Source organism: bacterium (assembly GCA_022616075.1).
Lineage (GTDB): Bacteria > Acidobacteriota > HRBIN11 > JAKEFK01 > JAKEFK01 > JAKEFK01.
Genome location: JAKEFK010000318.1, coordinates 1 through 9,099, shown reverse-complemented (window position 1 = coordinate 9,099; position 9,099 = coordinate 1). Strand labels below are relative to the sequence as shown.

9 protein-coding genes are annotated in these 9,099 nt (G+C 49.7%); 3 read left to right on the top strand and 6 right to left on the bottom strand.

From position 1 onward, the window contains the following. From L0156_25285 to L0156_25265, 5 genes are all read right to left on the bottom strand, one after another. Positions 1-772 (bottom strand): FHA domain-containing protein (locus tag L0156_25285; GenBank protein MCI0606314.1); only part of this gene is annotated, 772 nt, incomplete at its 3' end. Further along, a complete protein-coding gene (locus L0156_25280) occupies positions 735-881 on the bottom strand; it encodes a hypothetical protein (protein MCI0606313.1) in 147 nt (48 codons plus the stop codon). The genes L0156_25285 and L0156_25280, both read right to left, overlap by 38 nt. A 4-nt stretch (positions 882-885) precedes the next feature. After that, the gene (locus tag L0156_25275; protein ID MCI0606312.1) at positions 886-2,025 is read right to left on the bottom strand and encodes a hypothetical protein; all 1,140 of its coding nucleotides are present in this window, start codon (positions 2,023-2,025) and stop codon (positions 886-888) included. Further along, positions 2,015-3,766 carry an OmpA family protein gene (locus L0156_25270; GenBank protein MCI0606311.1) on the bottom strand — a complete coding sequence of 584 codons (1,752 nt, stop codon included), beginning with the start codon at positions 3,764-3,766 and terminating at the stop codon, positions 2,015-2,017. The genes L0156_25275 and L0156_25270 overlap by 11 nt, the downstream gene beginning before the upstream one ends. Then, the gene (locus tag L0156_25265; protein ID MCI0606310.1) at positions 3,759-4,355 is read right to left on the bottom strand and encodes a hypothetical protein; all 597 of its coding nucleotides are present in this window, start codon (positions 4,353-4,355) and stop codon (positions 3,759-3,761) included. Before L0156_25265 ends, L0156_25270 begins: the two co-directional genes overlap by 8 nt. A 144-nt stretch (positions 4,356-4,499) precedes the next feature. On the opposite strand from L0156_25265, the gene L0156_25260 reads away from it, so the two are divergent. Together L0156_25260 and L0156_25255 are read left to right on the top strand one after the other, a co-directional pair. Then, complete coding sequence (locus L0156_25260; protein MCI0606309.1) at positions 4,500-5,612, top strand: radical SAM protein; 1,113 nt, start codon at positions 4,500-4,502, stop codon at positions 5,610-5,612. 120 nt (positions 5,613-5,732) lie between these two features. Then, entirely contained in the window at positions 5,733-6,368 is a 636-nt protein-coding gene (locus tag L0156_25255) for a phosphatase PAP2 family protein (GenBank protein MCI0606308.1), read from the top strand. Between the two features lie 33 nt (positions 6,369-6,401). Here L0156_25255 and L0156_25250 read toward each other — a convergent pair whose 3' ends face one another. Further along, complete coding sequence (locus tag L0156_25250) at positions 6,402-8,453, bottom strand: ATP-dependent helicase (GenBank protein MCI0606307.1); 2,052 nt, start codon at positions 8,451-8,453, stop codon at positions 6,402-6,404. Positions 8,454-8,686: 233 nt separating this feature from the next. Between L0156_25250 and L0156_25245 the strand changes: the two genes are divergently transcribed. Next, positions 8,687-9,099 (top strand): hypothetical protein (locus tag L0156_25245; GenBank protein MCI0606306.1); only part of this gene is annotated, 413 nt, incomplete at its 3' end.

Genomic DNA, 9,099 nt, shown 5'->3' with positions numbered 1-9,099 from the left:
TCTCATTCAGTTGCTGGTTTTGGCGTCGTAGATCCTCCGTCTCACGAAGATGCTGTAAAACCGGAGACGTCAGAGCAGCAATCGCAGAAGCGATCTGCAAATGATCTTCCTTAAATCCAAGTGGGTCCGTGGTATCCATGTATAGCAGACACAAAACTTGATCGAGCCAGCTAAAAGGAACGCAGATCACAGCCTGGATCTCGGTACCGGAAAGGGATTCCGGAAGAGCAAAATTGGAAGCAAGAAGGGCAACCTTTTCACGGATTACTTTTTCGCTTAGACTTTGACTGAATTTTTGAACATATTCCTTTTTTGTGAAACGCGAAGCTAAAATTCCTTCTCCATTCGATTCTATGATGGAAGCGCGTTCATAAGCTATGAACTCCTTTAGCAAGTCGAATAGTTTTTCGCAAAAAGCCACAGCGTCCGTGGCGCCAATAAGGGTCTTGCTGATACGGGCGAGCACTTTTGCAGACTTTGTAGCAGAAGAAGGCGTATCGCCCAGGTAAACAGAATCCTCAATCCGCAGAGTCAGAGTGGAACCGGCTTGAAGCGAATTATCGACAAGCGGAAATTCGGGAAAGCTCTCCTCGTTTAGCAAGAAGAGAAAGGTTGAGGTGCCAATTTCGATTCGATCGCCATGATTCAGAGCGCGCTCATGAACTGGAATGCCGTTTACAAATACACCATTCCTGCTCTGCAAATCGCGAACGATATAGCTGTCCTGTTGTTTCTCAAAGGAACAGTGTTTTCGCGAAAGGGAGTAGATCACCGATGTACACTGCGTTGCTTCGCTCCCGCCCGAGCACAATCGTTTCGTCCGGAAGTTCAATCCGGCTCCCTTTGATCGGTCCAAACATGCAAAGAAGGAAAGGATTCATTCGTTTATTCCGGCAGGTCGCGAACGATCACCGCAAACTCATCCGGACCAGCCGGCACGACGCGAGCTTCATAGCGAATGCTTGCTTTCGCTGGACCAAGCTCAAACGTACAGGATTGAAGTTGCTGGCTCGAACGGGCGAGTCCAACGCAGTCAATCATCTTTCTTGCTGCCTCTTTAGGAAAGATTTCTGATAACGGCTGTCCGATAAATTCTGTAAAAATGGAAGGGTTCTTTCCCATGCTCGCTTTCAAATCAAGCACTTTTCCCTCAGCGTTGATCACGAAAATCCAATCAGGAACAGCTTTGAGTAAGAGGCGGCTGCGCAGCTCTTTTTCTCGCAAAGCCTTTTCCTTTTTCGCAAGCTTCCGGTAATTCAAACTGCTTTCACGCGCTTTTTGAAGAAGATCGAATCGCGCATCCCAGTGTTGAACCACAGGCTCAACCAGAATAATTTTTCTGTCGCCATTGCGAAAAGCTGTTGCCTCAAATTGCCATTCTTTTCCTGCGTTATCGCTGATCATCCACGGACCCGATTTGAAACGAGCCTTTCCTTCCGTTCTCCAAAATTCTTCCGCACGGCCGGCAAAGTTGTACAAAAACTCCAATTCACTCACCAATCGAAATTGCCCATCCGGACTCAGTCGCAGTCCGCAAAGCTCGATCCATGCCGGCGCTTTTCCGATCACATCAAATGCGAGGTCGCCTGTCTTTTCCAGAAAAAGCAGATCGATCTCACAAAGGAGCCTTTCAAGGCCGGATCGCTGATTTTTCAGGAGATTCAAGTCGTTGGCTTTTTGCTGGAGAATCGACTGTTGTACTCCTGCGCTTGTGACATCCACCAGCAAGACGTAATGGAAATCGCCGTTTTGAAAAAGATGAATGTCCGCGTACGTATCGCGAGTCATTTCGATAAACGGCAGCGACACTTCACCGGACTCGAAAGGGAGCATCCCTTGCAGAAAATGCATCTGTTCGCTTAAAAATTCCCCCGTCTTGAGCCCTTGCAGGCCGTACAGATCCAGCTTTCCTCCGGAGTCCAGCAATCGACCTTCGCGGTCGAGTACAAGATACGCTGGATCCCGCTTTTCCAGCAGAAGCCTTCGCAAAAAACTGATGACAGGATCGGGGAAGTTATCGATCATCCTTGAGATCGCTCCAGTTCAGATGAAAAGTCACGCTGCGATTCCATTCTCTGTCCTCTTCATTGGCTTCCGGACGCAAAGGCGCATCTGATGCTTTTCCGATCGTTTGAAAGGATTGCGGTGAAATCCCACTTTCATTGAGCAAATACGTAACGGCATCTGCACGCGCCTGGCTCAACTCACGATTCCCGGTTTCGTTTCCTGTGGTATCGGTATGACCTGCAACTTCGATTCTCACTTGTTTGCCCATCTCGTCTCCCTTCGCAATGAGACGCGCGAGCAAGAACGCAATCGCATCCAGTTCCTGCTCCTGGCCGGGGACCAGATCAGCGGTGCCGACAACAAAACGCAACACCTTTTCTTCAGCTTGCTTTTTCAACGTGTACATTTCTTCCGCTTCCAGTTCGATCAACTGCTCATCGTTAAAACCAGAGATGCCGGTAATTGCTCGCGCCAGAGATTTACTTTCGGTGATCCATCTGTGCGGTGCTTTTCCTCTGGCAACCAGTACTGTCTTATCCAGTTCCAGGGTAACGGTATCTGGTGGATTCAAAGCAGCGTTCGCGCGCATCAGCAAAAATTGCGGATGAATCGCTTGATACGGTTCCCATGTAAAAACAAGCTTATCGGACCTCAGGCCGGAAAACGCAATCGATGCTGCCGGATCCATTGCCAGCGGATCGCGTAAGCCTTGTATATTGTACTTTCCACCCTGCTTTTCAACAGTGGTAATTACAATGCCCGGCTCATTGTTCAGCCGGTTCACAAACTGATTCACGCGATACTTTTCCCAGATCAGATATGCGGCCCATAATAGAAGACCAAGAACGATGATTGCTAATAGAATAGAGCCGGGCCGGGATTGTTTCTGTTTTGCTTTTTTGTACTGGCTCAACAAACATTCTTCCAGCTCAGGCCGGATCGATTCAAAAGTAGTGGTATCTCCTTGAAATTTTTCTAGAGCTCTGGCTTTCTCTAAATGTATTTTTTCAAGTGTGGCTTGCAGAATGGACCGCAGATCCTGCGGAGCATTACCACGAATCACAGCTGCGAGAATCGCGTAAGGACCCTGTTCTACCCAGACGCTCAGCTCGCCGACGCGCATTGTCTCCAGTGTTTCCGCTTCTCCGAGCTGAAAAGAGTCTTTCACAAAATCCTGAATGGCGGTGAGCATGCCGGAGATCAAATCCGGCGATTGTGATGACGTGGAGCTAACATGTTGCAGCAGTAGACCGCTTTCCCGGTGAATCAGGAACACCTGCTCCACGCGATACAGCAGACTGTGCAACAAAACAACTTCCGCGAATGGTTTTCCTGTGCGGATCGCCTCCCATCGCCATTGCAAGCCGCGAACAGACAGACTGTGCTCCAGGGTTTGATTGAACGATTGGATCAGTCCGGCGATGGCCGATGAGATCGCTTTGCGAATGGCGGGTCCGATGATGGGAAAAATTGCATCGGCTAGAGGACGCGGATTCTTCCGAACGGAAGCGCGGAGCGCTTTTTCCACCGTGCCGGATATTGCCTGCGTTAAATCTTCATCGCGACCGGCGCGCATCCGGACCGCTTGCGGCAATATCTTGCTGACGCTATCAGCAAGCACTTCAGGGTTATTCAGCTTCTCCTGCAAAGAGTCGAGCTCCGCCCGCTCCGGAAAAAGGATGTTCCGCAGTTCATTCAGCTTGTCGCTGCCGTTGGACTTTTTATCCGTCCCTTCTCCTTTTTCAGGAGAATCACTCATTTCCACTTACCTCTTCCGTGTTGATGTGAAACTGATTGTTCAATCGCATGGCCATCTCGGTAAAAAGATCGGCCAATCCGCTGCGTTCCATCTTCTCTTCGGTCAATTCGCGTACGGCCCTTTCCAGCGATTGTGAAAGCGATTGATGCTTCGACTGAATCTCTTCCATCAATTGTTTGGTTTGATCGAGAGCCTGCTGGCGCATCTCGCGATTGTTCTTGTTGAACGACTCATCCAGCTGAGCATTTTTCTTTTCGAGCGATTTCGCAATGTCTTTCATTTCCCGGGACAAGTCGGTCAACGAATCCCCCCGCTGTTCCTGTTCTGTTGTGATCCGGGAGCTCAAAGCATCCACTTCACTCCGGACATAACTTTCCAGGGAATCCAGCCGTTTTCGCATTTCTTCTTTCAGCTCCTGGTGTTCGCGCTGGAGGCGTTCCTCCAGTTTGGTAAAGCGTTTTTCGTAATCGCGCATTTGCGAGCCGAAGAGAATGTCGCGAATCTTATCGATGTTGCCGGTCGATGCTGATGCCGAAATTTGATTGAAGTCTTTGATAGTGTTGTCTGTGCCGAGAGTCTTTGTTTCCATGGTCCTCTTTCTCCTACCTTTCATAATACGGAGCGCGGACATCTTGCCCGCATTAAGGGCCGCGGACTTCAAGTGCGCAGGCAAGATGCCTGCGGTCCGTAATGCGGGCTGGAAGCCCGCGCTCCATTAGTATATCTTCAATTTATGCTGGTTCTATTGCGGCGGCGGTTCCGTGCGTACGCACGCACAGCAAGAGAAGCGCGGATGGTAGCGCGGGCTTTGAAATCCACGACCCATCCCGTGCTTGCGCACGTGGTTCCGATTCGGCGGTGCAACCTTTCGTGCACATACTGTAACGAATTCGATAGTTTCTCCAAGCCGGTTCCTATAGAGGAGATGTTGCAGCGCATCGATCATCTGGCAAGACTGGGCACCGAGGCGATTCACCTAAGCGGCGGTGAGCCGATGCTTCATCCGGATCTGGATGCCATCATCCAACGGATTGCAGATCACGGTATTTTCGCCGGGCTACTGACGAATGGCTATTTACTGACCGTGGACCGGATCAAACGTTTCAACAAAGTGGGCCTGGACCATCTTCAAATCAGCGTGGACAACGTGAATCCGGATGATGTTTCGATGAAGAGTTTGAAGGTCTTGGACAAGAAATTGCAGTGGCTTTCCACCTATGCGGAGTTTCATGTGAATATCAATTCTGTGGTGGGCAGTTCCATCAAAAATCCGCAGGACGCTGTTAAAGTGGCTCACAGAGCCGTAGAGCTGGGACTCACCAGCACGGTCGGAATCATTCATGACGGAGAAGGGCAGTTAAAACCTCTGCAGCCGGAACATCTCGCCGCTTATCAGGAAGCTCAGAGTTTTGGAAAACAAACGTTTCTGAATTTCGCTTTTTACAATCAGTTTCAAAAAAATCTGACTCTGGGACTCCCGAACGAATGGAAATGCCGCGCGGGCAGCCGCTATCTGTATATTTGTGAAGACGGCCTGGTGCATTATTGTTCGCAGCAGCGCGGCTTTCCCGCCATCCCGCTAGAAAAATATTCACTGGAAGACCTCAAGCGGGAGTACTCCACCGTAAAGTCTTGCGCGCCGTTCTGCACGGTTTCTTGCGTCCATCGCGTTTCGCTGCTGGATTTCGTCCGGGAAAATCCAAGGGAAGCGTTAACAGCATTTTTTCCCACGCAGCAAATGCCAGCCCCTGTCAGGATGCTGGCCTGGCTTTTCATGCCTGGAGAACAACAAAACAACCGGCGGATTCTACGGAAAATTGCCTCACGCATTCTGGGTGTCTCCTGACGGATGCGCACCTCCGAGTGGATCTGTTTTGCATTTCTCGCTCTCTTCCTTGTACTCGGTTTGATCCGCACTCTTCCGCCACGGCAGCGAATCCGCGTAATAACTCTTGGAATCTGCGGCATGCTTCTGATCTGGCTCGGTACAATCTTCACAGTCCTGCGGGATTGGATTCCTGCGCTCCTCATGTTGTTCGTTTACTGGCAAGGAGGAAGTTTCTTTTCAAAGACGAATGAGAAGTTGCAGGCATACCTGGAACGTTTTGATCAAAGATTGTTTGCGAAACTTCCTGTTCCCGTAAACCTGTTTTGGGAGATCGCTTACTTCTTTTGCTATCCGCTTGTGCCGGGTGCGATCGCAACTTTATATGCGCTGAATCTCCGAAATCAGGTAGATTTTTTCTGGACCATCGTTCTGCCGCCGACCTTTCTCTGTCACATTGTTGTTTCTCTCTACCAGACCTATCCACCATGGAAATTCCGCGATGTTTCACTTCCCGGATCTCTGCGGAAAATGAATTTTCTTGTGATTCAGCACGCGAGCATTCAGGTGAATACATTTCCAAGCGCTCACGTTGCCGCATCCGTGGCGATTGCGTTGGCGATGCTTCAAATTCACTGGATCGCAGGGCTGGTTTTCCTTTTTCTCGCAATCAGCATCACGGTCTCTACTGTGATGGGTCGCTATCATTATGCCGCTGATGCGGTGCTTGGGATTTTTCTTGCCTTAGGGTGGTTTGTGATTATAAACAGTTTGTAAGCGCTGCGCAGACGGGGCGTCCGCGCTACTTTGTTACTGGAAGTAGTCGGCGGCGTCGTCCTTGATGAATTCGGGCAACCCTTGTGCTACCTCTAGTCTTTCATCGACTTGCCACAGGTCGTAGTGATCGCGCTTGAGTTCCTTCAAGAAGGTGGAAGGCCTGTGAAAATAGGGGCCCTGATTGTAACTTTCCGAGAAAAGTATGTACGTCATGTAGAGTTGATTTTTTGCGCGAGTCGTAGCCACGTAGAACAGGCGCCGTTCTTCTTCAAGATCTTCGGGGACCTTCATCGAACGGGAGGAAGGAAACCGACCATCCACCATGTAAATCACAAACACCGCCTGCCATTCGAGGCCTTTGGCCTGATGGATTGTGGAGAGTCTGACCCGTTCCTGAGGCGCTTCACTATCGATTTCTTCGCCTTCGATCTGGCCGAGCAAGGAGAGTTCACTTAAGAACCGTTCCAGTGATTCAAATTGCATCGCGAAATTGCTCATCTGATGAATGTCTTCTTCGCGATTTTTGTAATCGGGAAACTTTGCCTCCAGATATTGCTCGTAGCCATGTTTAAAAACATGATCAATGGCGGAAGCCGGAAGCTGCAAGAAACCTTCGTGGGAAAGCTCCTGCATCAGCTGTGCAAATGATTCCCAGGCGCCTTTAGAAGCGCGTGGCACAAGACCCGAATACTGCCGAAGCTGGGTGACTGCATTTTCTCGCGCGCGTATTTGTTTCCAGATTTTGTCTGCGGTTTTTCCTCCAATTCCTGGAATCAACAATAGAATTCGTTTCCACGAAAGTTCATCGAATGGATTCAACAACACTTTCAGGTAAGCGATCACGTCCTTGATATGGCGCTGTTCAAAAAAGCGAATTCCCGAATGAATTTCGAATGGAATTCCGCGGCGAGTGAGTTCCAGCTGAAGTTCCATTGCATGAAAATGAGCGCGATAGAGAATCGCGATTTCATTCAAAGAGGTCCCTTCGTCTTGCAATTCAAGAATTCTTTGGGCTACAAATTGGGATTGCTGGGCCGCGTCGCGGAGTGGCACGACAGCCGGTTTCCATTGAATGCTGGGGCGTGTGGCGGTCAGCGTTTTTTTGAATTGCTCCTTGTTGTTTTCGATGATGTCGTTCGCCAGATGAAGGATTTCCGGAGTGCTGCGGTAATTCAACTCCAGGCGATGCAGCCGCGTCTCCGGATACCGGTCCGGAAAGCGCATGATATTAGCGAAATTCGCGCCCCGGAAAGAATAGATACTTTGAGTATCGTCCCCTACCACCATGATGTTCTTCTGTTCTGAAGCGAGCAAATCCACGAGGTCGGCTTGCAATTTGTTTGTGTCCTGATATTCGTCCACCAGAATGTATTTAAATTTTGAACAGTAGTACTTGCGAATTTCGGGGTGATTTTCCAGGAGGAATTTGCAGCCGAGTAGAAGGTCATCAAAATCTACTGCGTTCATTTCTTTCTTTTTTTCATGGTAGCGGCGGGCGATGTTCAACAGGGAAACTATCGCGGGTTCAAGATGCGGATAGCGCAGATGAACGACGGCTTCTAATTCATTCGTAGTGTTAACGGAATAGCTGACGATGTCCTGCAAAATGTCGGCGGAAGGGAATTGTTTGATTTTGGTTTCACCATGGAGCTCTGAAACACACGAGGCCAGCACATCCTTCGAGTCAGCCTGGTCCAGAATCGTGAAGTTGGAATTCAATCCTAGTTTCGCGGCATAAGGCCGCAAAAGCCTGTTTCCGATGTGATGAAAAGTACCTCCCCAGAGCTGGCTGACTTCAATCTGAGTCAATAAGGCAACTCTGTGAAGCATCTCTCTGGCCGCTTTGTTGGTAAAAGTGAGGAGCAGGATTTCGGATGGATTGATTCCGGATTCGAGCAACCAGGAAACACGATAGACAATCGCGCGGGTCTTGCCGCTGCCGGCTCCGGCGATGACGAGAACAGGCCCATCTCCCGTGACAACAACTTCCAGTTGTTGAGGGTTCAGCTCAGACTCGTAATCAACTCGCTTGATTAACGATCGCTTTTCTTTTTCGAGACGATAATGTTTGACCGATGATTCCATGAACTTATTGTGCGGCTCTTGAAATCTTATTGCAATGTTTGCGTGTCTAAATGTAAAGAAAAAGAATGAACCGCCAAGGCGCCAAGACGCCAAGCTCTATTGCAAAACGGGTGAAAAAAGTTACTTTTGATGAGAGATTCGTCGTTGACTCGCGGCATGACCTCTGTTAGATTGCCACATGGGGGAACGCGAATGCGGGAGGGCTCTGTTTGCGATTCCTTTTAATATCATTTTTGGCACAGTTAGCAGCAGAAGGCGTTGACACTTCGATACTGACGATTATTCAGCGGTCAGGGATTGTTGCAAAAGGCGTCCTGATTCTGCTTCTGTTCTTCTCGATCGTCTCCTGGGCGATCATCGCCGACAAATACTTTTCCTTTCGCCGGGCAAGAGGTCAAAACGGGCACTTTTACCGCATTTTTCGTAAGACTTCGTCCCTGACTGAACTCGCAAGCGCTGCGGGTCGCTGGCGGCATTCACCTTTCGCCAAAATGTTCCTCATCGTGTACAACGAAGTCACTCACCATATGCATTCGGATGCAGCGGGCAGCGCTGCCACGATCAAAGGAATGCCCCCTCCGATCACTCATGAGAGGATCGACCGGGCGGTAAGCAAGGCAGGGCTCAGCGAGGCATCAGCGCTTGA

Coding starts and splice junctions, on each gene's coding strand:
- L0156_25280 (MCI0606313.1), bottom strand. CDS start 881: ATGAATCCTTTCCTTCTTTGCATGTTTGGACCGATCAAAGGGAGCCGG.
- L0156_25275 (MCI0606312.1), bottom strand. CDS start 2,025: ATGATCGATAACTTCCCCGATCCTGTCATCAGTTTTTTGCGAAGGCTT.
- L0156_25270 (MCI0606311.1), bottom strand. CDS start 3,766: ATGAGTGATTCTCCTGAAAAAGGAGAAGGGACGGATAAAAAGTCCAAC.
- L0156_25265 (MCI0606310.1), bottom strand. CDS start 4,355: ATGGAAACAAAGACTCTCGGCACAGACAACACTATCAAAGACTTCAAT.
- L0156_25260 (MCI0606309.1), top strand. CDS start 4,500: ATGCTGGTTCTATTGCGGCGGCGGTTCCGTGCGTACGCACGCACAGCA.
- L0156_25255 (MCI0606308.1), top strand. CDS start 5,733: ATGCTTCTGATCTGGCTCGGTACAATCTTCACAGTCCTGCGGGATTGG.
- L0156_25250 (MCI0606307.1), bottom strand. CDS start 8,453: ATGGAATCATCGGTCAAACATTATCGTCTCGAAAAAGAAAAGCGATCG.